The sequence below is a fragment of the Verrucomicrobiota bacterium JB022 genome (genome assembly GCA_030673845.1).
GTDB lineage: Bacteria > Verrucomicrobiota > Verrucomicrobiia > Opitutales > Oceanipulchritudinaceae > WOUP01.
In genome coordinates, this window is sequence record JAUTCQ010000006.1 from 89661 (window position 1) to 115080 (window position 25420).

20 protein-coding genes are annotated in these 25420 nt (G+C 62.9%); 10 read left to right on the forward strand and 10 right to left on the reverse strand.

The genetic code is table 11. The features are described from left to right. Positions 1-9 precede the first annotated feature (9 nt). Positions 10-954 carry a cation diffusion facilitator family transporter gene (locus Q7P63_04120; GenBank protein MDP0499267.1) on the forward strand — a complete coding sequence of 315 codons (945 nt, stop codon included), beginning with the start codon at positions 10-12 and terminating at the stop codon, positions 952-954. A 280-nt stretch (positions 955-1234) separates the two neighbouring features. On the opposite strand, the gene Q7P63_04125 is transcribed toward Q7P63_04120, so the two are convergent. Beyond that, a complete protein-coding gene (locus Q7P63_04125) occupies positions 1235-1969 on the reverse strand; it encodes an RNA methyltransferase (protein ID MDP0499268.1) in 735 nt (244 codons plus the stop codon). 63 nt (positions 1970-2032) lie between these two features. Beyond that, the gene (locus tag Q7P63_04130; protein MDP0499269.1) at positions 2033-3259 is read right to left on the reverse strand and encodes a DNA polymerase; all 1227 of its coding nucleotides are present in this window, start codon (positions 3257-3259) and stop codon (positions 2033-2035) included. A 239-nt stretch (positions 3260-3498) separates the two neighbouring features. On the opposite strand from Q7P63_04130, the gene Q7P63_04135 reads away from it, so the two are divergent. After that, complete coding sequence (locus tag Q7P63_04135) at positions 3499-4671, forward strand: glycosyltransferase (GenBank protein MDP0499270.1); 1173 nt, start codon at positions 3499-3501, stop codon at positions 4669-4671. A 309-nt stretch (positions 4672-4980) separates the two neighbouring features. Here Q7P63_04135 and Q7P63_04140 read toward each other — a convergent pair whose 3' ends face one another. Further along, on the reverse strand, positions 4981-6066 hold the full coding sequence (locus tag Q7P63_04140; protein ID MDP0499271.1) for a glycosyltransferase family 4 protein: 1086 nt from the start codon (positions 6064-6066) through the stop codon (positions 4981-4983). A gap of 8 nt (positions 6067-6074) precedes the next feature. Between Q7P63_04140 and Q7P63_04145 the strand changes: the two genes are divergently transcribed. Then, a complete protein-coding gene (locus tag Q7P63_04145; GenBank protein MDP0499272.1) occupies positions 6075-6548 on the forward strand; it encodes a thioesterase family protein in 474 nt (157 codons plus the stop codon). Here the strand turns inward: Q7P63_04145 and Q7P63_04150 are convergent. Then, positions 6523-8472 carry a tetratricopeptide repeat protein gene (locus Q7P63_04150; GenBank protein MDP0499273.1) on the reverse strand — a complete coding sequence of 650 codons (1950 nt, stop codon included), beginning with the start codon at positions 8470-8472 and terminating at the stop codon, positions 6523-6525. The genes Q7P63_04145 and Q7P63_04150 overlap by 26 nt on opposite strands. Positions 8473-8566: 94 nt before the next feature. Further along, positions 8567-10513: a tetratricopeptide repeat protein gene (locus Q7P63_04155; GenBank protein ID MDP0499274.1), complete on the reverse strand. Its 1947-nt coding sequence runs from the start codon at positions 10511-10513 to the stop codon at positions 8567-8569. A gap of 110 nt (positions 10514-10623) precedes the next feature. Here Q7P63_04155 and Q7P63_04160 point away from each other — a divergent pair, with 110 nt between their 5' ends. From Q7P63_04160 to Q7P63_04185, 6 genes are all read left to right on the forward strand, one after another. After that, positions 10624-11049 carry a DUF1810 domain-containing protein gene (locus Q7P63_04160; protein MDP0499275.1) on the forward strand — a complete coding sequence of 142 codons (426 nt, stop codon included), beginning with the start codon at positions 10624-10626 and terminating at the stop codon, positions 11047-11049. A gap of 72 nt (positions 11050-11121) precedes the next feature. Then, positions 11122-11958, forward strand: coding sequence for a polyphosphate kinase 2 family protein (locus Q7P63_04165; GenBank protein MDP0499276.1), 837 nt, complete (start codon positions 11122-11124; stop codon positions 11956-11958). A gap of 73 nt (positions 11959-12031) precedes the next feature. Continuing rightward, positions 12032-12340, forward strand: coding sequence for a septum formation initiator family protein (locus tag Q7P63_04170; GenBank protein ID MDP0499277.1), 309 nt, complete (start codon positions 12032-12034; stop codon positions 12338-12340). A 143-nt stretch (positions 12341-12483) separates the two neighbouring features. Beyond that, positions 12484-13917, forward strand: a complete 1434-nt coding sequence (locus tag Q7P63_04175) for a UDPGP type 1 family protein (GenBank protein MDP0499278.1) — start codon at positions 12484-12486, stop codon at positions 13915-13917. Positions 13918-14086: 169 nt separating this feature from the next. After that, positions 14087-16063: a phospho-sugar mutase gene (locus tag Q7P63_04180; GenBank protein ID MDP0499279.1), complete on the forward strand. Its 1977-nt coding sequence runs from the start codon at positions 14087-14089 to the stop codon at positions 16061-16063. 157 nt (positions 16064-16220) lie between these two features. Continuing rightward, positions 16221-16625 carry a hypothetical protein gene (locus tag Q7P63_04185; GenBank protein MDP0499280.1) on the forward strand — a complete coding sequence of 135 codons (405 nt, stop codon included), beginning with the start codon at positions 16221-16223 and terminating at the stop codon, positions 16623-16625. A gap of 78 nt (positions 16626-16703) precedes the next feature. Here the strand turns inward: Q7P63_04185 and Q7P63_04190 are convergent, their stop codons facing one another. The 5 genes from Q7P63_04190 to Q7P63_04210 form a co-directional block, all read right to left on the reverse strand. Continuing rightward, positions 16704-17870: a PEP-CTERM sorting domain-containing protein gene (locus Q7P63_04190; GenBank protein MDP0499281.1), complete on the reverse strand. Its 1167-nt coding sequence runs from the start codon at positions 17868-17870 to the stop codon at positions 16704-16706. 136 nt (positions 17871-18006) lie between these two features. Continuing rightward, positions 18007-18324 carry a twin-arginine translocase TatA/TatE family subunit gene (locus Q7P63_04195; GenBank protein MDP0499282.1) on the reverse strand — a complete coding sequence of 106 codons (318 nt, stop codon included), beginning with the start codon at positions 18322-18324 and terminating at the stop codon, positions 18007-18009. A gap of 84 nt (positions 18325-18408) precedes the next feature. Continuing rightward, complete coding sequence (gene rpoD, locus Q7P63_04200) at positions 18409-20253, reverse strand: RNA polymerase sigma factor RpoD (protein MDP0499283.1); 1845 nt, start codon at positions 20251-20253, stop codon at positions 18409-18411. Between the two features lie 42 nt (positions 20254-20295). Next, the gene (dnaG, locus tag Q7P63_04205; GenBank protein ID MDP0499284.1) at positions 20296-22161 is read right to left on the reverse strand and encodes a DNA primase; all 1866 of its coding nucleotides are present in this window, start codon (positions 22159-22161) and stop codon (positions 20296-20298) included. A 593-nt stretch (positions 22162-22754) separates the two neighbouring features. Beyond that, positions 22755-24212, reverse strand: a complete 1458-nt coding sequence (locus Q7P63_04210; protein ID MDP0499285.1) for a tetratricopeptide repeat protein — start codon at positions 24210-24212, stop codon at positions 22755-22757. Between the two features lie 166 nt (positions 24213-24378). On the opposite strand from Q7P63_04210, the gene Q7P63_04215 reads away from it, so the two are divergent. Continuing rightward, positions 24379-25404 (forward strand): DUF362 domain-containing protein, encoded by a 1026-nt coding sequence (locus Q7P63_04215; protein ID MDP0499286.1) that lies wholly within the window; start codon positions 24379-24381, stop codon positions 25402-25404. Positions 25405-25420: the final 16 nt, after the last annotated feature.

Consider the following 25420-nt stretch of genomic DNA (forward strand, 5'->3'; position numbering starts at 1 on the left):
GGCAAACTTATGGGCCACGATCACCACCATCACGGTCATGGGCATCACCACCACGACCACGGGACGGAGAACGTCAGCGACGCCGGGCTGCTCTGGGCGGTGATCATCAATTTAGGGCTCTCGGTCGTCGAGTTTGGCGCGGGGATCTTCTCCGGCAGCGTCGCGCTGATGGCCGATGCGGCCCACAATACCAACGATGCCGCCGCGCTGCTGATCGCCTACATCGCGCGCAAGATCTCCAAGCGCGGGGCCGACCGCCGCTTCACCTTCGGCTACCGCCGCGCGGAGCTGATCGGGGCGATGATCCAGTTGACGGCTCTCATCATGGTGGGGCTTTACTTGCTCTACGAGGCGGTGATGCGCTTCTTCGATCCGCAACCCATCCTCGGCGGCTGGATGATGGGCGTTTCGGTGCTCGCCATCGTGATTGACCTCGGCACGGTCGTCCTCCTGTGGTCGCTCTCCAAGGGCAGCCTCAACGTGCGGGCGGCCTTCCTGCACAACCTGACCGATGCCGGCGCGTCGTTTGCCGTGCTCGTAGGCGGCGCGGCCATCTACTGGCTCGACTGGACCTGGGTGGACCCGGTGCTGACGCTGATCATCGCGGGCTACATCCTCTGGATGTCCGTCGGCATGCTCAAGCAAACCTCCCGCATTCTGATGGAAGGCGCGCCTCCGGGGCTCGACCTGCAGGCGCTTTCGCAGGCGGTGACGGAGGTCGAGGGCGTCCAGGAAATGCACCACCTCCACGTGTGGGAGTTGGATGAAAACCACCGTGCGCTCGAAGGCCACCTCGTGCTCTCCCCCGGCACCGACCCCAACGAGCGGGACGCCATCCGCCGCCGCGTCAAAGACCTCCTGCACGACCGCTTCGACATCAGCCACTGCACCCTCGAACTCGAATCCCACACCTGCGCCTGCGACGACCGCGGGCGGTTGGTGGCGGGGCATTAGGGTTGGAAAGCTGGCACCCGAAGGGTGCAATGCGGCAGGGTGACCTTACCGGAAGTCTTCGCTTCGCTCGAAATCCGGCTAGTGGCTGCAAGCCAAAGGCTTGTGTGAAATGTTGCACCTGTTTCGTCGAGGGCCTTGGCCTCGCATCCGCAGGATGCCAGCTATCTAGCCGCGATGTCGCCGCAGGCGACTTCCGGTTGTGTCCGCCACACCAGCCAGCATCCGCAAGGATGCCAGACAATCAGATCGTCCAGCCCTTTTCTGGTTAAATAAACCGCCCTTACGACCCACAGAGCGCGAACATCGCGATACCGGCGGCGACGCCGGCGTTGAGGCTGTTGATCTTGCCCTGTTGCTCGACGCGGACGATGTATTCGGCCTGATTGATGATGAACTGGCCGACGCTCTTGTCTTCGCCGCCGATCACGAGCAGCAGCTTGTCGGGGATCTGCTTGGCGAGGTCGCGCAGGTCGATCGTGCCCTTGGCGTCGAGCGCGGCCACCTTGTAACCGGCTTCCTGGGCCAGTTGCACGTATTTGTTGGCCGTGCAGTCTTTCGCGATCTGCATGAACTCGGCCGCGCCGGCGGAGACCTTGACCACGCTGGGGTAGACATCAGGCACGCCCTTGGTCGGCAGCAGCACGCTGGTAAAGCCGAAAATCTCGGCGCTGCGGAGGATCGCGCCCACGTTATGCGGGTCTTCCACGTTGTCGAGCAGCAGCAGGCGGGGCGGGGCGTTTTCGAAGACGCTTTCGAACTTCGCGTAGGGGTAGGTGCCCGTGCGCAACACGACGCCCTGGTGCTCGCGCGAACCGCTGAGCTGGATCAGGCGACCCTTGTCGCACAGCTCGACCGGCACGCCTTGGCGCTGGAGCAGGTCGTGCAGTTTGGCGAGCCGACCGCTCTGGTAGGTCTGCTCGTTGAGGAAGGCGTCGTAGACGGTGCGGCGTCCGGCCCGCAGGCACTCGAACGCGGGGTTCAACCCATACAGAAATTCACGCGATGATTTGGCCACGGCTGAAAATGGAGCATGCTTGGCCGCTCGCCGTCACGCGGCAAGGGGAAAACGAGTCTCTGCCTAATCCCGCTCGGTGCTGAGGTCGGGGATGCGGCTGAAGGCGATGCGCAGGGGCGCTTCTTTCATGCCGCCGAGGGCGCTGCCCATAAACACGGTGCGGGAGCCGAAGCGCTGGTTGAGCGCGTCCATCGCCTTGTCCATATGAGCGCGGCGGGGGTCGTCGAGCAGCTCGGGGAAGAGGGAGCCGGCGACGTTTTCCGCCGGGCTCAGGTCGGTCAGCGTAACCGCGACCTTGAGGGGGTAGCCGTGGTGGGGGATGTCTTCCCACAGGCGATTGAGCGCGGCCGTCAGCTCTCGGGTGTCCTGGACGGCCCCGAGGCGCAGGTGGCGCTTGTGTTTCTGGTTGCCCATCAGGCGCACGCTCAGCTCGAGGGTGCCCGCGAAGTAGCCCATCTTGCGCAGGCGCAAGGCGGCCTTTTGCAGCAGGCGGTGGGTGATGGCGCGGGCGCTCGTCCAGCTACGCTTGTCGGGCGCGATGACGTGCGAATGACCGACCGTACGCCGCTGGGTCTCCGTACCGTCCCAGTCTTCGCCGCGCAGCCGCGCGTAGTAGCGCAGGCCCTCGATGCCGCCCCACACGTCGCGCATTTCCTCCTGGCTCAGTGCGCAAAGCTGCTCGACGGTATGGACGTTATGGGCTTTGAGCCGGGCGTCCATCGAGGGGCCTATGCCGTAAAGGTCTTTTGGCTTCAGCTCGTAGAGTGCTTGCGGGAGGTTTTGGGGCTCGATGATCATGAGGCCGTTCGGCTTGCGCATCCCGCTGCCGACCTTGGCCGTGAAGAGGTTGGGGCCGACGCCGACCGAGCAGGTGACGCTGGGGCCGATCTGCGCGGCCAAGGCCTGCTTTACCTGCTCCGTGATGCGGCGCACCTCAGCGGGGCTCTGCCAATGCGTGGGGAGCAGGCCGTACATCTCGTCGATCGACATGACGGCTTCCACATGGAGGCAATTCTCGATAATGGCCTTCATCTGCTCGTGGATCTTGAGGTAGCCATCGTGCTTGGCCTCCACGAAGACGATCTCGGGGCAGAGGCGGCGGGCTTCGGCCACCTTCGTGCCTGTGCGTACGCCAAACCGCTTGGCTTCGTAGCTGGCGGCGATGCAGCAGGTGCTGTCGGCCAGCATGGGCACGACGCCCACGGGTTTCCCGCGCAGCTTCGGCTTCAGGTGCTGCTCGCACGAAGCGAAGAAGCTGTCGAAGTCGAAAAACATGTAGCGCAGGGCCATGGTGAAAGTATTCGAATGTTCACCTGAAAAGCAAGTGCAGCCATACTCCCTTTTTTGACTGTAAATTTTACAGGGGTGGGTAAGGGCCTGTAAGTTTTACCGGGTTCCCCAAACGCACTTCGTTTAAACGATCTGTAAAAGCAATTCTTACTCGCTCTATTACAAATACTTAAGGCATTGCGTGGGATGATTGGCATGAGGTAAGCAACCTAGAAGGTGTAAAACGAACACTTCTCGTCATGCACCACGCTTCCACCACCACCTCATTTTACTCGGCTCGCATCCTCCTGCTGGTCGGCCTCGCCGACACGCTGCACCCGCAGCGTCTGGCAGCCCGCTTGGCGTTCGCGGAGGAATTGCAGGCTCAAGGGCATCAGGTGACGCTGCTGGTTCGCGCCAATCGGCGCTTGAACCTCTCGCCGTCGCTCCCCCTGGTGCTCCACACCTACGGCTCGCCTTTCACGGCGGGGCGCCGGGCGGCCGAGTTTACGGCGGAGGAAGTGACCGCAGGCCGCCAGGCGCTGCGCCGGCTGACGGAGGAGAAGACCTTCGACCTCGTGCACGTATTCGGGGTCCACGCGGCCTCCAGCATCGTCCGGCCAGAGCTGGCCCAAAGCGCCCTGCCCTGGGTGGTGCACGTCGAAGACGACGAGCTGCGCTCTTGCCTGGGCCGCCGGGTGTTCCACGAGCCTTTTGTGGACACGCTGAACAGCGCCTTCGGCATCACCACTTCTTCCCAACTGGGCCAAAGCCTCGTCCGCGACTGGGCACATCGCAGCTCGACCGTGCTGCCCACGGCCACCGAGCCTTGCCGCCAGCAGCTGGTCAACCTCAGCAAGAGCGTCGTCCCCATGATGTTCATCCGCATCCTGGGCAACGAACGCGGCCAGCTGGAGCGTGCCCTGCGCCTCGTGGCCAGCCTGCAGCGCGAATCGGCCGTGCTGGCGCAAATCTACGCCCCCGGCTTTGCGGTGGGTGAAGTCGAGCGCCTCGCAGTGACGCTCGGTGCCCGCTTGCGGGTCCACTCCCGCCTCAGCGAGCGCCTCGAAGAAACGCTGCTGCGCTACTCGGCTCTTTACTTGCAGATCAACGACGGCGAAGACGCCCAGCAGATCGAGAGCAACCTGCTGCAGGCCCTGCGGTTCCGTGCGGCGGTTATCACGACGCGCAGCCCCTTGGCCAGCGGCCTCGTGCGCCACATGGAGACGGGCCTCGTGCTCGATGAGCACAACGAGCAGGCCTGGCTAATGAGCGCCCGCTTTATGCTCGAATTCCCCGAGCGTCGTCGCAGCCTCGCCGAGCGCGGTGGCCAGTTTGCCAAGTGGTACCTCGATGCCCACCGCATCGCCCACGAAGCGACCGCCGCCTACGCCTTTTACATCGACTGGGCGCAACGTCACCTGGTGGCTTGATTCACACTTTGGGCGGGTGCGCAAAGCCCGCCCAGACAGGATACAGACAGAGAAGAGAGATAGAGAGAAGCGTAAGTAACAGGAGCAACCATAGGCAAAGAGCCGCCCCGCCTTGAGAAAGCGGGTGCGGCTCTCTCGTTTTAAAAGGCGTTTGTGGGCCACGGATGAAGCACGGATGGACACCGAAAGTTAGCCATCGCCTACAATCGGATCCTACGCCTTCTCCCCTTCCATGGTGAAAGGAATGAAGGTAAAAGCAGCCGAAAGATCCTTTATATCCGTGCCTATCTGTGTTTCATCCGTGGCAAGTCATCCTTCTTCAAACAACCGCATCCAGCGCGTGCGGACATCTGCCGGGTCGTAGCCTTGGGCGAAGGCGGTGCGCAGGGCCGCCGGTGAGGTCTGGCCATGTTGCAGGGCGGTGCGCAGACGCAGGACAGCTTCGAGCGCGTCGGCATCAGTAAAATCGGCGGGCAGTACCTGGCAATCGGGCGTGCGCAGGGCCAGTTCGCGGGTGCCGCCGCGGTCGGTAGCGATCCACGGCAGGCCCAGCTCGGTCGCTTCGAGCAAGGTGATGGGCAGGCCTTCGCTGTGGCGCGAAAAGAGCACCATGCCGTGCGCCTGAGAGAAGGATTGCAGCAGCTCGGCCCGGCTCTCGTAACGCCCGTGGTAATGGACGCGCGGAAGGCCCTCAAAGTCCGCCGCGCCGTAGTCGCCGCTGCCGTAGAGGTGCCACTCCACATCGGCCAGCTCCGGTTGTTGGGCCAGGTGTAGGATGGTGTCGATGCCTTTGGAGGCCGCCAGCCGGCCCGCGAACAGCAGCCGCCAGGGCGGCCCGAGGGGAGGTGTGTAGACGGTGTCGCCCGGCTCCCACGGGTAGAGGCAGGGCAGGTGGTCGAGCGAATCCCGCCCGGTGGCCGCCCGGATGTTGAGGCGCGTGGCGTGGGAGCACGAAACGAGGATGGGCGCGTGCTGCAAGGTGAGGCGGAAGGGCAGGTTCCAGCCCGCCTGTTCGCTGGCGTCGGCGGAGGTGTGGTGGTGGTGGATCACGCGTGTCTCAGGTTGTGCCGCCATCCACACAAAGGGGGCGAGCCCGCCTTGCGCGTTGGTATAGACGACGTCCCACCGTTCGCGGCGTAGCGCAACCACCTCCCGCAGCAGCCAGGTCAGCTTTTGCCGGGCCGAAGCATGGCCGCGCGCTACCGGCTGCATCCGCAGGCGCACGCCGGCCTCCTCCAGGCTCTGTTGCACGGCAGGGTGCAGGGAATTGCTGGTCGAAAGCAACGTCACCTCCCAATCATGCGCGCGCAGGAGGCGGCAGGCCTCGACGAGGTGGCGTTCGATCCCACCCAAGGCGTCGAGCTGCGGAGAGTAAATGAGGATTCGACGTCGCACGGGCGGTGATGATTCTATGCCTGCGCCGCCTCGGCAACACCATTACCGCCATGAACCGCCCGCAAATCATCTTGCCCGCCGCCTTCGACTTCGAGCTGACGCTGCCCGTGCGCCTGACCGACCTCAATTACGGCAACCACCTTGCCAACGACCGTGTGCTGGCGCTGGTCCACGAAGCGCGGGTGGCCTGGCTGCACACGCAGGGGCTGACGGAGCTCGACTTGGGCGAAGGGGTGGGGCTGATCCAGGCCGATGCCGCCGTGCGCTATCTTTCGCAGGCCCGCTGGGGCGATACTCTGCGCCTGCAACTGGCGGTTGCGGAGATGCGGCGCGGCGGCTTTACCCTCGCCTACCGGATCAGCCATGCCGCGAGCGATCAGGACGTGGCGCACGTGCAGACGGGCTTTGCCTTCTTCGACTACGCCCGCCAGCAAGTCGCGCGCGGGCCGCAGGCGTTTACGACGCGCTGGGCGCGGGAGTAGCGGGCTCGGTGCCTTGTTGCTGCTTCAGCTCCTGGAGCTTTTTGAAGTAGGCGACGGCGTCGGGCTGGCCTTGGCGGGCGGCGCGGCGATACCATTCGAGGGCCTGGCGGAGGTCCTTTTCGAGGCCCCAGCCGTTGGCGAGGAAGACGGCGTAGTTGTACTGCGCGTCGGCATGGCCTCGCTCGGCCGCTTGCTTGAAGAGGCCGCCGGCCTTGGCGTTGTCTTTCTCCACCCCCTTGCCCTCCGCGTAGAGCATCCCGAGGTTGTAAAGTGAATCCGGGTGGCCCTTGTCGGCCGCTTGTTGGTAGAGTTCGAGGGCCTTCGCGAGATCTTGCTCCACCCCGGCGCCCTGCTGGTATTGCACCGCAAGGTTGTACTGGCCGAGCGCAGAACCGGCGTCGGCTGCCTGGCGATAATAGTCGAGGGCCTTGGCCGGGTCTTTTTCGCCCGCAAGGCCGTGGAGGTAGATTTCGCCAAGGTGGACGAGGGCATCCGGCGCGCCGTTGGCCGCCGCCTGCTCATACCAGCGGATGGCTTCGGGGTAGTTCACTTCGGTGCCTTCGCCGCGTTGATACATCGCACCCACGAGGAACTGCGACTGCACATGCCCTTGGTCGGCCGCGATGAGGAACGACCGGAAGGCGGCTTCGAGATCTTGGGCTTGGCCGTGGCCGTGGTAGTCCATCAGACCCAGGTTGTATTGGGCGCGCACGTTGCCAGCCTCTGCCGCTTCTTGAAAGAGCTGGTGGGCGCGGGCCAGAGAATCGTCGGAGCCGCCCTGGCTGTAGAGCAGGGCGCCGAGGTTGGTCATGGCCTCCGTGTTGCCTTGCTCGATCGCACGCTCGTACCAGAGCTTGGCCGTGCCGAGGTCGCGTGGCACGCCGATGCCGCGCTCGTAGCACAGCCCGAGGATCATCTGCGCGGGTGCAAATTCCTGCTCCGCCGCCTGCAGGAACCAGTAGGCTGCCTGTTTGGGGTCGGCTTCGAGCCCGACGCCGTTGAGCAACATGGTGGCGTAGCGATACTGGGCTTCGAGCATACCCTGTTCGGCGGCGGCACGATACCAGCGGGCGGCGGCGGCCTCGTCCTGCTCCGTGCCGCGCCCGTATTCATACCAGCCGGCAATGAGGTTTTGCGCGCTCGGGTGGCCCGCTTCGGCGGCCTGCAGGAAGATTTCGAGTGCCTTGGCGTCATCGGGCTCGACGCCGGTGCCGTTGGCGTAAGCTTCGCCGACCAGGATCAGGGCGTTGATCGAGCCGGCGTCGGCGGCACGCTGAAACCACTGGAGGGCTTGCGCGCTATCGGCCTCCACGCCCAGGCCCTCAAAGTAGCAGAAGCCGATGTTTTGCATCGAGGGGGCGTAGCCTTGGTCGGCCGCGAGGTGGAAGAAGCGGAGCGCTTCCGTCGGGTTGATCTCGACGCCGGCCCCATTGAGGTAAAAGCCGCCCATCGTGTTCTGTGCGGCGGGCAGTCCCGTGTCGGCGGCTTCGCGCACGAGGCGCAGGGCCGTGTCCATATCGGCCTCGACGCCTTCGCCATGGAAATACATCAGGCCGATGCGCAGGGTAGCGCGGGCTTCGCCTTGGGCGGAGGCTTTCTGGAACCAGCTGAGGGCGGTGGCGTTGTTTTCCTCGACGGGCAGCCCGAGGTAGTAGCCGTAGCCGACCAGCAGCTGCGCGGCAGGGTCTCCCGCCTCGGCTGCCTCATACCAGCCCCGGAATTCCGTCTCCGCATGCTCATAAAGCCACTCCATGATGGGGGCCGTCTCCGCGGCTTCCGGAAAGCCCAACGCCTGCAGATCGACGGAGGAAGTGGCTTCGCTCGAGGCAGACGGCAGCGTGGGGCCGACTTGCTGGGCGGGCAAGTGCACGAGGGGGCTCAACAGGCTTACACTAAAAAGGGCGGGGCGGAGGGGGAGTCGCATGGGGAAGTTTGGAAAAGGGGCAAAACGTCTAGCATGGGGAATCTTGCGGTGTGATTCAACCCTGAGAATTGGAGCCCCCGATACGGCGGCAGGTTCAATTTTTGGACGCGCCGGGTTCGGCGGAGACGCGGTTGCCACGCTGGTGGCGAGGGGTATTACGGAAAATCAGCCCCGTCTGATCAAGGCGAGCCACGGCGTTTTCCTGCCCCTGGGCTGCTGCGCGGCGATAGTATTCGAAGGCTTTCGTGATTTCGCGCGGGCCGGCCCAGCCGTTTTCAAGGGCGAGGCCGTAATTGAATTGGCAGATGGCATGGCCCAGCTCGGCGCCTTGGCGAAATTGCGCCACCGCTTTGCCATAGTCGCGCGGGACGCCTTTGCCATGGAGGTAAATCAGGCCGAGGTTGAGCATCGCGTTGGGGTAGCCTTGGTCAGCGGCCAGTTGATAATAGCGGATGGCTTCCTTCGCGTCTTTCTCCACGCCGCTGCCATATTCGTAGCAAATCGCCAGATTGTAGCAGCCAAGGAGGTGGTGCTGCTCTGCGGCCTGTCGAAACCATTCCACCGCCGCCACCGGGTCGACTTCCACTCCACCGAGGCCGTTCAGGTAAAACACGCCCAGTTCGTTCTGCGCACTGGCGACCCCGCCGTCCGCAGCGGTGTGGAGAAGTTCGATTGCGCGGGCTGGGTCGGGTGCCTCCATCCCGGTGCCATGATAATACATGATCCCGAGGGAGTAGGCGGCTCCGATGCTGCCCGCTTCGACGGCTCGCTCATACCAGCGGGCGGCGGCGGCGTAGTCGTGCGGCACGCCGTTGCCGTTGAAGTAGAGGACGCCGATGTTTTGCATCGCACTCGCGTGATCCAGCTCGGCCGCGCGCTCGTAAAAGTCGAAAACGCGGTCCCAGTCGGCGGCAGACTGTGCGCTCTGGCTGTAGATCACCCCCAGGTTGAACAAGGCTTCCGGGTGATCCTGCTCGGCCGCGCGCTCAAACCAGTAAAGAGCTTGCGCGGGAGCGGCCTCGATACCCCTGCCGTTCTGGTAGCAGATCCCCAGGTTGAAGGCCGCTTGTGCGCTGCCGCCCACCGCACCTTGCTGGAACCAGCGGACGGCGGCTGCCGGGTCGGCCTTCACCCCGATGCCTTCCAATAACTGGAAGCCCCGTTGGCTTTGGGCCTCCGCGACGCCTGCTTCGGCGGCCTGAAGCGTCCAACGGACGGCTGCGTCAAGGTCTTGCGGCGTCCCAACGCCATGCTGATACCACACGCCCACAAGATATTGCGATTGCAGATGCCCCTGTTCGGCGGCCTGCAGGTAGAGTTCAAATGCGCGCGCCTTGTCTTGGGTGGTGCCGTTGCCCCCGCTGTAGCAGTCTGCAAGGGAAACGATAGCATCGAGATAACCCTGATCGGCCGATTTTTGATACTCGCGAAAGGCCGCCTCCAAGTCTACCGGTGTGCCTATTCCCACGGCGTAGTATCCTCCCAATAGATGCTGTGCCTGTGCGTAGCCTTGCTCGGCGGCGAGGCAGGCCATTGCGAATGCGCGTTGCGGGTCTTTGTCGACGCCACGGCCCAGGAGGTGAAGGCTACTGAGGAAGGTCTGGGCGGGTGCACTTCTGTCCGCTACGGCTACTTCAAGTAGCGCGCGGGCTTGCTCGTAATCCTGCTCAAAGTATTCGCCAGCCCACATCATCACGCCAAGGCGATAGAGCGCGCCAAGCTCGCCTTGCTCAGCCGCTTGGGAAAATGCGGCGGCGGCCTTCGCCATATCCTGTGGTGCTCCAACGCCGGTATAGTAGCAATAGCCGAGCAGCAGTTGCGCCTGCGGATCGCCCGCGTCAGCCTTGGTCTGCCACGCGTCGAGCGAGTCCGGTACGTGATCTTCAAGCCATGTGCAAACGATGGCGAAGCTGCGGCTGGCTGGTAATTGGCTGGCCAGTTCGGCCAGAGTGGGGGTGGATGGTTCCGGCTCGGCTGCCACCACTGGCATTGCCAACGCGGCGGACAGGAGAGAAAAGCGAAAGCGCAGGGCGAAACACATTACGAAGCAGGCTGATCCCTTATTCGTGACGCCTTCTGCGCCTTACGACAAGCACCGTTTGTTGAGGCGGGGCAGTTGGCGCTCGCGCGGAATCTGCGTAAGATACGCCCATGCCCGGTTCCGATCCCTTCCAGCACTTCATCGACGCCCAGGAGAGCGTTTACCCGCAGGTGGTGCGTGAGTTGCAGGCGGGGCGCAAGCGCTCGCACTGGATGTGGTTTATCTTTCCACAGTTGCAGGGGCTGGGGAGCAGCAGCATGGCGCGGCGGTATGCGCTGGCGTCACGGGCGGAGGCGGAGGCTTATGCGGCGCACCCGGTGCTTGGGCCGCGACTGCGGGAGGGCGTGGCGCTGGTCCTGGCGGTGGAGGGGCGGACGGCGCACGAGATCTTTGGCTCGCCCGACGATTTGAAGTTTCGCTCGTGCCTCACGCTTTTTGAGGCGGCCTGCCCGCGGGAGCCCCTTTTTGCGCGTGGGCTGGAGCGGTATTACGGGGGAGAGCGCGATCCTTCGACCCAACGTTTGCTGGCGGATTAGCTGCGCCTCCTGCCGTGCCCTTTGGGAAAGACCGTTGACAACTGCCCGACATTGAAGAGGTTTCCAACCTGCATGGTGTCTCCTGAATCCCTCTACGAGCGGGTTGCCGATCAGTGCGTGCTGCCGGTCGGTCAGCGTCCCGACCTGATCAAGTGGACTTCGCACCTGGCCGACGATGTCGTGGGCGAGAAAGAAGCCGGCGTCGCTTACCTGCACCAGTTGAGCAGCGACCTGGCCGAGCTTCAGCGCCGCCTGCACGCGGCCAAGCAGCACAAGTTGCTCATCATCCTGCAGGGGATGGATACCAGCGGCAAGGGCGGCACCGTGCGCCACGTCTTCCGTATGGTCAACCCCATGGGGGTCAACGTCGCGGCTTTCGACAAGCCGACCGTGAAGGAGCTGAGCTACGACTACCTCTGGCGTGTGCATGCCCGCGTGCCGGCCAAGGGCGAGATCGCGATCTTTGACCGCAGCCACTACGAGGACATCGTGACCGTGCGCGTGCACGATCTCTTTCCGCAGGAGATCTGGGAGCGCCGCTACCGCCACATCGCCGAGTTTGAGCAGATGCTGGCCGACGAGGGCACCACGGTCCTCAAGTTTTTCCTCCACATCAGCAAGGAAGAGCAGAAAAGTCGCCTCAAGAGCCGCCTCGAAGATCCGGAAAAATACTGGAAGTTCGACCCGAGCGACATCCGGGCGCGCGAGCACTGGGAAGACTACATGGACGCCTACGCCGACGTGATGGAGCGCTGCAACGCCAAGCACGCCCCGTGGTACATCATCCCGGCCGACCGCAAGTGGGTGCGTAACATCCTGGTGGCCGAAGTAGTGGTGCGCCGCCTCCGCCAGCTTGAGATCGAGTTCCCCGCCGCCCGTTTCGATCTCGATTCGGTCGACCTGGATTAGGCGGCGCGCGATTTCCCGTCTTTCTTGCTATTCGCCTTGGCAAACGGCGGGGGTGGCCTCATCTTGGGCCCCAATGGCTCAGTGGTGGGGCAGATTGATTGTCGGCTTGCTGGTTGGTTTGCTGGTGCTGGTCGTCATGATGGTGGGAACCGTCTGGCTGCAGGCGCACCGCGAATACAAGTTCCAGGAGCAGCGGGCGCAGGCGGCGGAAACCCGTCTGGCGGAGCTGCGCTCGGAGCGCGCCCAGCGGGAGACCTATCTGCGCCTCGTGCTGGAAGACCCAAAGTTCCTCGAACGCGTGGTGCGCGAGCGTCTGGGCTACGTGCGCCCCAACGAGACGCTTTTCCGCTTTGAAGAGCCGGCGGGGAATCGCCCCGAGTAAAAACCAAGGTGGATGCCTCGCCAGACCTACACCATTGGGTAGGGGAGGGGTGTCTGGACCGTGTCGCCGGGCGGTGAAATGTCCATTTTGATGCGCCTTTCGGTAGACGAGCGCGTTTTCCTGGTTTAGCTTCCGGCGCGACTATGGAAGCACAAGCCCCGTCTCCAGAACTGATCGAGAAGTTTAACGCGGCCGGTCAAGGCCAAGTGTTCCGCTTTTGGGACCGCCTCGACGCAGGCCAGCAAAAGCAGCTGCTCCAGCAGGCTTCGGAGATCGACCTCGACGAGGTGAAGCGCCTCTTCCACGACCTCGTGCAGGGCGATGGCGGCGAAGGCGCTGGGCTGGAAGGCCTCGAACCGGCACCCTACCAGGCGCACCCCTCGCAGGGCGGCAACCTCGACCAGTGGAAGAAGGCCTTCCTCAAGGGCGAAGAGGTGCTCAAGGCGGGCCAGGTGGCGGCCTTTACCGTGGCGGGTGGCCAGGGCACGCGCCTTGGCTACGACGGGCCCAAGGGCACCTTCCCCGTCACCCCGGTGAAGAAAAAGAGCCTTTTCCAGGTGTTTGCGGAGAAGATCCGCTCCGCCAACCAGCGCTTCGGCTGCTCCATCCCATGGCTGATCATGACGAGCCACATCAACCACGAGCAGACGGTCGCCTTCTTCAAGGAGCACAACTTTTTCGGCCTCGAGCAAGACGATGTCTGGTTCTTCTCCCAAGGCCGCATGCCGGCGGTGGACGAGGAGGGCAAGATCATCCTCGAAGCGCCCGACTCCATCGCCATGAGCCCCGACGGCCACGGCGGCGCGCTGCGGGCGCTCGTGCGCAGCGGCTCCATCGCCAAGCTCAAGCAGCGCGGCGTGAAGGTGCTCAGCTACTTCCAGGTCGACAACGTGCTGGTGCGCGCCATCGACCCGGCCTTCATCGGCTTCCACGTGCTCGCCGGCTCTGAGATGTCGAGCAAGATGATCCCCAAGCGCGATGCGACCGAAAAGCTGGGCATCTTCTGCGTGCAGGGCGGCCAGACCAAGGTGATCGAATATTCCGATATGCCCGCCGAGATGCAGGCCGAGACGGATGAAAACGGCACCCTGCGCTTCCTCGCCGGGAGCATCGCCATCCACGTGCTCAATGTGGAGTTCATCGAGCGCGTTGGCTCGGGCGGCGACTTCCAGCTGCCGTTCCACCGCGCGCACAAGAAGATCCCGGTCGTGACCGACAAGGGCGAGACGGTGAAGCCCGAAGACCCGAACGGCTACAAGTTCGAGATGTTTGTCTTCGACGCGCTGCCCTTTGCCCAAAACGCGACCACGATCGAGACCTTGCGCGAAGACGACTTCAGCCCGGTGAAGAATGCCGAGGGCAGCGACTCGCCGCAGACGGCCCACGACGACCAGCTCCGCCAGTTTACGCGCTGGTGCGAAGCGGCCGGTGTGCAACTGGAGGTCGACGAGACCGACAAGCCGCCCTTCGCCTTCGAGATCAGCCCGCTCTTCGCCGACTCCGACGCGGTCTTCGTCACCAAATGGCACCACCTCAACCCCAAGCCGACGATCAAGGCCGGCACCTACCTCGAGTAGGAGAGGAAAGAGTTTTTCAACAGAAGGACGCAAAGATCACGAAGTGGCAGTTTTTGCACGCGCTTTGAAAGCACGTGCGCTTGAAGGAGGCCTTTCTCCTTCTCATTCTGCTTCGTGTCCTTAGTGTTCTTCTGTTAACTGTTTTTCTGTTCAACACTATTTCCTGATCATGTCGGTATCCGCTACGCTCTCCCAACTGCAGCAGGCCCACGAGGCCGGCAAGCTGCTCGACAGCACGCTCGAAAACGCCACCGCCTACCTTCAGGGCGGCTTCATGCCTGCGTGGGGCGAGGCCGCCATGGCCGAGCTCGTCGAAAAACAGGCGTGGGACGAGCTGAACGACCGCTTTTACCAGACACTGAAGTTTGGCACCGGTGGCATGCGCAGCCGCACGATCGGCAATGTCGTGACCGCCGCCGAGCGCGGCACGCCCGGCCCGCAAGACACGCCCGAGCACGCGGCGGTCGGCTCGGCCATGATGAACGACTTCAACGTCATCCGCGCCACCGTCGGCCTCTTCCGCTACTGCGAGCGCCACCTCGAAAAGAGCCTGGGCCGCCGCGAAGCCCCCCGCCTCGTCATCGCCCATGACGTGCGCCACTTCTCCCGCCACTTCTGCGAGTTGACGGCCAGCGTGTGGACCAAGCTGGGCGGCTACGCGATGATCTTCGACGGCCCGCGCTCGACCCCGCAGCTCAGCTTTACGGTGCGCTACACCAAGGCCACCGCCGGCATCGTGATCACCGCCAGCCACAACCCGGCGCACGACAACGGCTACAAAGTCTATTTCGAAGACGGCGCGCAGGTGGTGTTCCCCAACGCGGAGGGCATCATCCACGAAGTCTATCAGGTCAAGCTGGCCGACACCGCGCAATACCTCGACAAGGACCTCGCGGGCGTCGTCACGCTGCCGGCCACGGCCGACGCGGCCTACCTCGAAGTGATGCAGGAAAACCTGCTCGATAAGGAGGTCTTCAAGCGCGCCCAGCCCGAGATCGTCTTTTCGCCCATCCACGGCACGGGTGGGGTCAGTGGCCCGCAGGTGCTGAAGAACAACGGTCTCGAAGTGTCGCTGGTCGAAAAGCAGATGGTGCAGGACAGCCGCTTCCCGACCGTCAAGAGCCCCAACCCGGAGAACGCCGAAGCCCTTGCCATGGCCATCGCGCAGGCTCAGGAAATCGGGGCCGACGTCGTGCTCGCGACCGACCCGGACTCCGACCGTATGGGTGCCGCCGTCCGCGACGAAAATGGCCAGATGGTGCTATTGACCGGTAACATGATTGGCTCGTTGCTGGCCGACTACCGCATCAACAAGCTGAAGGAGCAGGGCGTGCTGCCCAAGAGCGGCACCAAGAACGCCGCGCTGATCAAGACCTACGTCACCACGCCCCTGCAGGCCGCCATTGCCGAAAAGAACGGCCTCAAGGTGATCAACACGCTGACCGGCTTCAAGTGGATCGGTGAAAAGCTGCGCGATTACCAGCAGCAGATCGTCGACGCGGTGAAGAAGGAGCAGGGCATCGCCATCGACTACGACAAGTGCTCGCTGGAGCAGCGCCGCAAGCTGGCCCTCGCCCACAGCACCTTCTACGTGTTCGGCGGCGAAGAGAGCTACGGCTACCTCGCCAGCGACCTCGTGCGCGACAAGGATGCCAACGCTGCCGTGCTGATGTTTGCCGAGCTGGCAGCCTCGCTCAAGGCTCAGGGCAAGACCTTCCCGCAATACCTCGACGAAGTCTACCTGCGCTACGGCTACTACCTCGAGCGTCTGGTCAACATCTACTACGAAGGCGCCAGCGGCTCCCAGAAGATCAAGAACATCCTCGACAGCTACCGCAACAGCCCGCCCGAAAAGCTGGGCGAGTTCATGGTCACGTCGTTCAAGGACTTCGGTCGCCAGGACCTCTTCGACGCCGACGGCAAGGAAACGCCCAAGGAGAACTTCTACTTCCTCGAGCTCGATAACGGCTATCAGTTTGCCGTGCGCGGCTCCGGCACCGAGCCCAAGATCAAGTTTTACCTCTTCGCCAGCGAAGACGTGCCCGAGCCCGCCGCGCTCGACGACGTCAAAGAGAGTGTCAAGCAGACGCTCGCCACCCTGGCCGAAGCGATCGAAGCCGACGCCCGCCAGCGCGCCGAAGGCTAAGGCCTCCCGCGATGTTTTTCGCACCCTTTCGACGCAGCCTTCCCACGCGGGGGGCTGCGTTTTTCTTTACGCGGGGAGGTGAAGGGGTTAGATTGAATGTATCATGACCCGCGCGTTACCCCCGCTCCTCCGTCCTGCTCCCATACGGCAGGTTCTTTTGGCTGCTGCGGTGGCCGGGGCGGTAGTCGCCGTCTGCCCGGTGGCGGCTGTACTGAGTGTGCATCCGCTCTTTGGTGGGTTACGCGCAGAGCCTTATATCGACGACTCGGCACTATTCTATCGGGAGGGGGAACTACGAGATACCTTTTCGCCAGAAGTGGGTCTCAGCAATCTCTCCCCAGAGATTTGCCTGTGCCTCTGCATCAAATTACCACCTCATGGCATCCCGGAGTTGGAAGAGAAAAGTGAGGTGACTGGAACCGGGGCAAAGCAGAGAATTCACGAAGCTGCCCAAAACTGGATGGACCAAAAGATCGCGACCGCTCCGGATTTCGCCCGGTCTTTCGGCGACCGCTTCCTGCCGCCACCCACGGTAGAGCTGGTGATGCTTGAGGCGCGGTAGGGAGGGATACATTCACAAAAAACGCAGGATCCCTTTGGGAATCCTGCGCGGTAGAAGGCGGTAGTGGGCCAATGACGACTACTGACGCCGACGCCAAGCTAGCAGCCCGAGAGCACCTAGCCCGGCAAGGGCCGCGTAAGTGGAGGGCTCGGGGATGAGCGGAGTATAGCCGCGGATCATCCAGGGTGAGGATTTTCCATTGGGGTCGATGCCGTTTCCTATGATCACCGAGCCGTCGGCGCTGATGCCATTGGCGCTGGTGAGGGTCCAGCCTATCAGATCAAAGCCTTGGTCGATGAGGATATCATACAGGCTATAGATCTGACCATTAATCCAAATAACGGCTTCGGTCGCTTCACCAAAAGATGCAGAGCCTACCACGAATGTGGCACTATCGTCGATGGCGTTAGCTCTGCTTGCAGTGCTGTCGGCGAAGCCTTCCAGCATAGTGGTCCCGGACTCGGCACTCCATTGGAAACCAAACCCGTTCAAGTGACCAATCGCAGTCATACCGTCGCGGGTGACTGCTAGTGCTTCACCGTTGCCAGTGCTCAACGTCGTGAAGCCGCTTGCTTCGGTCCAGATTACCGGAGTGGGGGCCTCCATCCAATTCCAGGCACTACCTGCCATAACGGAGCCGTTCTGGTTGACTCCATGCACCCGAGTAATCTCGTAATCGGTGTTGGTGTAGGTCTCCAGGGTGTTGGTGGCAGTGGACCAGCGGAAGATGGTGGAAGCACTAAGAGAGGTGGTTCCGGTGATCCAGTTTCCGTCTCCACTCATCTTGCTGAGGGAGTACAGAGAGGGGCCGCTAGAGGGGGTGAGCGCGTTCTCCAGCTCCGTAAGACGTTGGGTGCCTTGGCCTTGTTTCCATTGTACAATGCCTTCTCCGAACAGGCGTCCATAGGCGGTATTTCCAGAGCTGTCCGTCGAAAAGGCTTCGAAGCCGCCTTGGATTTGGGTGGAGATGATTGGTGTGGCTCCTGGCTGGCCCCACTGGACCCGATAGGCGCTTTGGCCTGTCACGACACCTCCTCCAGGGTTATTGCTGGGCTGTTCTCCATAGATTCCAGTAAAATAGGCAACCGTTCCGTCAGCACTGAGCCCGGCTGCGCCAGGATATTTCGGAAACTCTCCGGAAAAATCACCCATGGCTTCAAACGTGATGCCGTAGGCACACGAATTTGCCAGCACCAGTGTGATTCCGAAGGCAGACAAAAACTTACAACAATAAATTTTGCTCATTGATTGCCGTTATGGCGCTAGGTCTATGAAAAGCAAGCTATAGTTACTTCTGACGGTGAAAACCGATTACACACAAAAAACGCAGGATCCCTTTTGGGAATCCTGCGCGGTAAAGTGAAAAGAATGGAGACCGGCTTTAGGCCTGCTTGGCGCTATGTTCGGGCGCGGTGGGGGCCGGGGCGGGAGTAGTTTCCTTGGCGGCTGCGGTGTTGGCCGGGGCCTGGGCTTGTTTGGCCTTGGCGTTATCCGATTCCTGGTTGGCGCTGTCCATGGCGTTCTGGAAGTCTTCCTGCACGTCGCGGGTGGCCTTCTTGAACTCCTGCATGCTCTTGCCGAGACTGCGCGCGAGGTCCGGGAGGCGCTTGGCACCAAAGAGGACGAGCACGATCAGGAGGATGATCAGCAGCTCGGTCATGTTCAGGTTCTGGATGAACGCGGGTGAAATGGCAGGCATGGTATTGAAAAACATAGTGATTTCGGCCGGTCTGTAAAACGTGAAATAGCCCGCATTAGTTGCAGGCTATTTTCACGGGCGAGATTACGACTGGGCTTCGAGCTGGTTTTTGACGTGTTCGGGCTCGAAGAAGCCGTGGAGCTGACGGAGGCGGGTGGGGTGGCGCATCTTGCGCAACGCCTTGGCCTCGATCTGGCGAATACGTTCGCGGGTCACGTTAAATTGCTTGCCGACTTCTTCCAGCGTGCGGCTGTAGCCGTCGACGAGGCCGAAGCGCAGGGAGAGCACGCGGCGCTCGCGGTCGGTCAGGCTGTCGAGCACGTCCATGATCTTTTCGCGCAGGAGGCTGTAGGCCGTCATGTCGTAGGGATTTTCCGCGCCCTTGTCTTCGATGAAGTCGCCGAAGTTGGTGTCGTCGGAATCGCCCACGGGGCTTTGCAGCGAGATGGGCTGCTGGGCCATTTTCATGATCTGCTGCACGCGCTCGACGGGCAGGTCCATCTCTTCGGCCACTTCCTCGGCGGTGGGCTCGTGGCCGAGCTCCTGGAGGAGTTGCTTTTGCACCTGCATCACCTTGTTGAGCGTCTCGATCATGTGGACCGGGATGCGGATGGTGCGGGCCTGGTCGGCAATCGAGCGGGTGATGGCCTGGCGGATCCACCAGGTGGCGTAGGTGGAGAACTTGTAGCCGCGGCGGTACTCGAACTTTTCCACCGCCTTCATCAGGCCCATGTTGCCTTCCTGGATCAGGTCGAGGAAGGAGAGGCCGCGGTTGGTATACTTCTTGGCGATGGAGATGACGAGGCGCAGGTTGGCTTCGACCATTTCGGTCTTGGCGCGGTGGGCCTGGCGCATGGCCTTGCGGGTCTCGCGGATCATGTCGAGGAACGCGCGGGGCTCGACGCGGAGCTGGTGGTGGATCTCCTTGAGGCGGCGCTCCACGCGGTTGACGTCGATCGCGCGTCGGCGGCGGGTGTTGGCGCGGCCGGCGAGGTCGATGCTCTCCACGAGGTCGGAAATTTCGCGAATGAGGGGCTCGAGGGTTTCGAGGTATTCCTCGGACACCTTGAGCTTGAAGCAGAAGCGCTTGAAGAGGGGCTTGAGCTTTTCGACGTGCTTTTGGTACTTGGCGAAGGCCTTGTCGCGCGCCGGGGTGCCTTCTTCTTCCTTCCAGAAGCCGGCCCAGATGAGGTCGAGGTCTTTTTCGAGCACGGTGATCTCGTTGACCAGCTCTTGCAGCTCTTCGTAGTAGCCTTCGCGGCTCTCGATCTTTTTGTCGAGCACCACGCGGTCGAAGCGTTCTTCCTTGTCGAGCAGCTTTTGGGCGAGCTCTTTCTGGAAGTCCTTGGTAAAGGCGGTGGAGAAGAGGATATCGGTCGCCTTCTGCTCGGCGGCTTCGATGCGCTTGGAGATGGCGACTTCCTGCTCGCGGGTGAGCAGGGGCACCTGGCCCATTTGCTTGAGGTACATGCGCACCGGGTCGTCCAACGTCTCTTGTTGGGCGATGCGCATTTCTTCTTCATTGTGCTCTTCGAGGCGCTGCTTGTAGAGCTCCACTTCCTCGGTATCGATGATGTCGATTTCGAGGTTTTCGAGGATCGTGATGATGTTCTCGATCTCGTTGGCGCTCTCCAGCTGGTCGGGCAGCTCGTCGTTGATATCCTTGTAGGTCAGGTAGCCTTGGGCCTTGGCCTTGCGGATGAGCACGGTCACGCGTTCGTTCATCTCGCCCTGGCGGGAAGCGGCGACATCGACGGCGGTCTTGGCTTCCTTGCGGGGGGCGGATTTGACGGGGGCCGTGGCGGTCTTGGCCGCCGCGGGTGCCGGCTTTGCCACCGCCTTCTTGGCCGGGGCCTTTTTGGCTTCCGGCTTTTTCTTGGCGGGGGCTTTCTTGTCGGCAGATTGGGCGCTGGCAGAATCGGTTGACATGCTTAAAAGGAAAATCGGACGGTAAAGGGATTGCGTAAGGCTTTATGCCGAGAGTTCGGCGGGCAGCAGGCGAGAGGGGTCGGCGCGGAGCTGGAGCAGTTCTTTGCGCTGGGCGAGCAGTTTTCGCAAAGTGTCGGTCTCCTGGGGAGGCAGGTTTTGCACTTGCCGCGTCAGGTGCTCCAGTTGGCCCTTCAGACCACGGTGGACGGCGCGCAGGCAGGCATGCTTGGCCCAAGCGATGAGGTCGTGTTCCTCAACGTCGCGTTCTTCAGCGAGGCAATTGTAAAAACAATGCCGTTCTTCTTTCGTTTCAAGTAGTGCGTCACTTTGTTGTGAGTCCTCCCAAATGCCTTCGCGTGCGGCGGCCAGGAACCGTTCCAGCAGTTGTCCTTCCAAGGTGGAGCGGTCGATCCAGTCATAATCCAGGATAGGGGCGACCAGGGCTGCCAGACGCGAGTCCCGCAAAATGAGCCAAAGTAGATCTTTTTCGATTGATGTCAACTTGCCATTCGCTGTTTTATCTGTTAGCAGCGCGGGTGTAGCTGTGACAGGCGTAGGCTGGCCCCGGTTTCGGGCGGCCTGAAAGCGTTGGAAATCGATCTTCGCCGCCGCCAGATCGAGGTGCAGGCACTCGGCGGCCTGTTCGAGGTAGGCGTTCTGGAGTGCCTGTTGCTCGCACTCGGCAATGATGGCAAATAGCTGCTGCAGGGCGTTGGTGCGCTCCTGTGGGCTGGCGTCGAGGCGGGGCAGGGAGGCGCGGGCGGCAAAGGGGATGGCTTCGACGGCTTGTTTGCGGCAGTCTTCCCAGGCTTCGCGCCCGCCGTTGCGCAGGAGGTCGTCGGGGTCGGTCTTGTCGGGCAGGGGGATGAAGCGCACTTCGAGCCCCGCCTTGAAGGCGAGCGGCAGCATACGCAGCGCGCCCTTGCGCCCCGCGTTGTCGCCATCGAGCACGACTTCCACGCGCTCGCTGTAGCGGCGCAGGAGGCGCATCTGGTCTTCGGTGATGGAGGTGCCCTGCGGGGCGATGGCGGCCTTGATCCCGCTGGTCCAGCAGCGCAGGGCGTCGAGCTGGCCTTCGACGATGGTGAAGGCGCCGGCGTCCTCTACATGTTCGCGCGCGCGTTCGAGGTTGAAGACGAGCTGGCTTTTGTGAAAGAGGGGCGTCTCCGGGCTGTTGATGTATTTGGCCTCGCGCGCCGGGTCGTCTTCGGGCGTCAAGTCGAGCTGGCGCGCGGTGAAGGCGATGACTTGGCCTTGGTAGTTGCGGATAGGCACCATGAGGCGGCCACGGAAGCGGTTGAGCCAGCGGCGCGGGTCGGAGACGTGGTCGCGGGCGTAAAAGAGGCCGCACTGGCGCAGGGCGTCGTCGGAGAAGCCTTTCTGCACGAGCAGCTCGTTGAGCTTGGTGCCTTGGGGCGGGGCAAAGCCGATCTTGAACTCTTTGGCGAGGTCGAGCGTGAAGCCGCGTTTCTCCTGCCAGTAGGTGCGCACCTGCTGGCTGTGCTCGTGCTCGGCGAGAAAGGCGCGGTGGAAGAAGTCGGCCGCGTAGTCGTGGATTGCGAGCAGTTCTTGCCGCAGGGAGCGCAGTTGCGGGTCGGGGCCCTGGCCCTGCTCGTATTGCAGCTCGATGTGGAAGCGCTCGGCAAGTGCCTCCACGGCTTCGTGGAAGGTCAGCTTTTCCTGCTCTTCGAGGAAGGAGAAGATGTCGCCCGCCAGCCCGCTGGAAAAGCACTTGTAGATCCCCTTGTCGGGCAAGACGTAAAAGGAGGGCGTCTTTTCGTGGGAGAAGGGGCTGAGGCCGACCCAGTTCTTGCCATTGCGCTTGAGTGTGACCACCGGCGACACCACGTCGTAGATGTTGATCCGGGCTTTGAGGTCTTCAATCGACTGGCGACTGATCAGGGGCATCAGGGAATTCTAGCGGCAGAGAAATAAACGTGCAAATGCCTGCACTGGTTTCGAGGAGGCAAACCGAGGGATTTAGGTACATCTGCAGGTGAAAGGGAAGGTCAAGTTATTGCCACTTATTCGCACTTATTCACATCGAAATGTGAGCAAGTGTAATAACTTCTGCCCTTCACGGGGTCTTACGGGGTAGGGGCAGGAGGCTTTGCGCACCTTGGCATGAAACTTTTCGGCGACGATTTTCAGCTGTTTGTCACCTCCAACGCGGTTGGGTGAGCCAATTTCGGCAAAAGAGGGTGGCGAGAGTAAAACGGAGCGTTTTCGAGAGGAGGTAGCACCTTGCGCTCGGCGGCGGCACTCGCTCCGGGGTGCAGTTTGTGTTGAGTGACCTTCCCGGGGTATCGGACCTTGCGGTCCTCGACCCCGGGCTAGAATAGTGACAAGCCTCTGGCTTCCTGGACGATGCCGTGACAATGCTTGCACCCCGGAGGGCGTGCCGCTGAGGCTGATTCAGGGACTCAGCGGGTGGAGAGGGATAATGCGAGCGAACATGCGTCCACCGCCTGCCACTTTTGGGCATCCACGTAGAGCCGTGGTTACAGGCTGCGCAGCTCCCGCTCGGCGAGGTCGCGCTGGGGGTGGGTCATGGGGGCGAGTTGGAGGAATTCGCGGTAGAGGCGGCGGGCGCTGCTGGTGTCCTTCGTCAACTGCCGGTAGGCGCGGGCAAGGGTGAGGGCGATTTCGGGGCTTTGCGGGAAGCGGTCGCGTGCCTCCAGCAGGGCGCCGATCAACTGCTCGGGGCGCAGGGTATTTTGCTGCACGCGCACGACCTGCAGGGCGTATTTCGGGTCGGTCGGGGCGCGGCGGGCGGCTTCGTTGGCGGAGGCACGGGCCCAGGAATACTGGCCGGAGGTAAAATACGTGTCGCTGAGCTCGAACCACACTTCGGCCTGGCTGTCGTTGACGGTCAGCGCGCGGGTGTAATAGCGGATGGCGTCGTTGAGGTTGCCTTCGTCGCGCTGACGGCGGGCCCAGGCGAGCGCCTGGCCGTAGGTGGCCGTACGCATGTCCGGCGGCTGCTGCGGGGTCTCTGCCGGCTCGGGTTCGGCTTCGGCCACTGGCTCCGGCTCCGGTTCAGGCGCCGGGGTGACAGCGACGGGAGCCGGTTCGGGCTCTGCGGCAGGTGGGGCCGGCGTGGGGGCGGGTTGAGGAGCGGGCGCTTGCGCCACCGGCTGGGTCGGCGGTGTCGGTTCGGAGGGGGCCGTCGGTGGTGTCTCGGCGACGGGCTCCGGTTCGGGGGTCGCGGGTTCCGGCTCTGGTTCTGCCTCGGGCTCAGGTTGAGGTTCGGCTTGGCGGCGCGCCAGTTCTTCGGCGGCGGCAAGGGCTTCGTCTTGGCGTTGGCGCCATTGCCGCAGCTGGCCCACGAGGTCGGCAACGTTGGGCTCTTCGAGGGCTTCGGGGAATTCCAGTGCCAGTTGGTCGGCCAGCATCAGGGCGTCGCCGAGGCGGTTGGCGCGGGCTGCGGTCTCCAGCAGGCCGGCGAGGGCGTCGCGGCGGATATTGTCGGAGCCGCCGTCGATGGCTTGGGCAAACCACTGCTGTGCCTGGGCAAAGTTGCCGGCCCCGAGGTAGAGGCGCCCGATGGCGAGCTGGGTTTGCGCGCGGGGGCGAAGGTTGTTGGCGCGCAGGTAGGCGTCGATCGCGTTGCGGCGCTGGTTCAGCTCCAGAAACTGCTCGGCGAGGAGGATCCAGGCGGCATCGTCTTCCGGCTCGCGCTCCAGATAGCGCTGGTAGAGCAGCACGGAGCCCTTGGGGTCGCCCGCGTCGTTGAGCGCGTCGGCAGCAAAGAGCAGGGGCACGGGGTCGCTGGGCCGGAGGCTGGCGAGCTGTTCGTAATAGATGGCGGCGAGCATGTCGTCCCCCGATTGGGAGGCGATGGTCGCAATTTCCTCGACGACGAGCAACGTTCCCGGATGCTGGTCGAGGTAGGTTTCGAGGCGCGTGACCGCGGCGTCGATCTGGCCGGCGCGGACAAAACCCCGAGCCTCATCCACAACTTCTTGCGGCGTCGGGGGTTTTTCTGCGCAGGCTGCACCTAGCAGAAGGGTGGTTCCCAAAAGGAATCCACGAAAGAGCTTTTCCCGACGGTTCGACATGATAGGTTATTCGCCCACTCTGGCAATTCGACTCATAGTGAAAAGACTTGGCTGCATCTTGGCAATGATCTTGGGAACATGCGTGGCATGTGCCCAGGTCTTTTGGGGGTATGAAGACGAACGCTCGGCTTTTCGCGGCCTCGTCTGGGAAGCGCCGCTCGCGCATTTCGACGCGCCGAGCTACGAGGAATCGGTCGAGGCGATCTTCGGGGCCTTCGAGCATCGCACGGGCAAGCAGCTTTCGCCCGGCGAGCGCCGGAGGGTGGGGATCAAGGTCTACACCAACTCCGGGCCCGGCCTGCGCACGCCGCAGGCGTTGACCCTCGCCGCCATCGAATCGCTTGAGCGTCGGGGCTTCCAGCGGGGCGAAATCTTTATCGTCGACCAGCGGGAGCGTGCGCTGAGGGATTCGGGCTACCTGCCGCTGCTCTCGCAACGCAGCGAGGTGGGTAACAATTTCCACGGCGTGCCGGTCATCTCGCTCGATACCGGGCGCTATTACAACAACCGCTGGTATTACGACAGCCCGCTGCCCAAGGAGGTGATCAACCCGCTGGGCCGGGTGGTGACGCCTGAGACCGACATCTCGGTCGAAGACCCGGAGGACCGCAAAAGCTACCTGCCCGAGCCGCTGCTGACCCAGGTCGACTTCTGGATCAATCTCCCGGTGGTGACGGATCACTCGTCGCTCGGCCTCAACGGGGCGATGGTCAATGCGACCCTCTGGAACGTGAGCAACAACAGCCGCTTTTTTGTCAGCTCCAGCAACGCGCCGGTGGCGGTGGCCGAAATTGCGGCCATCCCGGAGATGCAGGACACCTGGGCGCTGAGCATTGTGTCGCTCCAGTATTACCAGTTTATCGGCGGGCCCGCTTTCAACCACCTCTACGTGCGCTCGCAGCCGCGCCTGCTGGCGTCGGTCGACCCGGTGGTGCTCGACGCGGTGGTGGCGAAGGAGATCAGTGACGACCGCGAATCGGCCGGCTTTCGCCCGCTGCCCCGGTTGATGCCCCAGCTCGATTATGCCTACGAGCTGCAGCTGGGCGAGCCCTTGGCCGACCGGGCCAAGGTCTTCAAGCTCAAGCCTTGAAAAACCACGTAAAAGG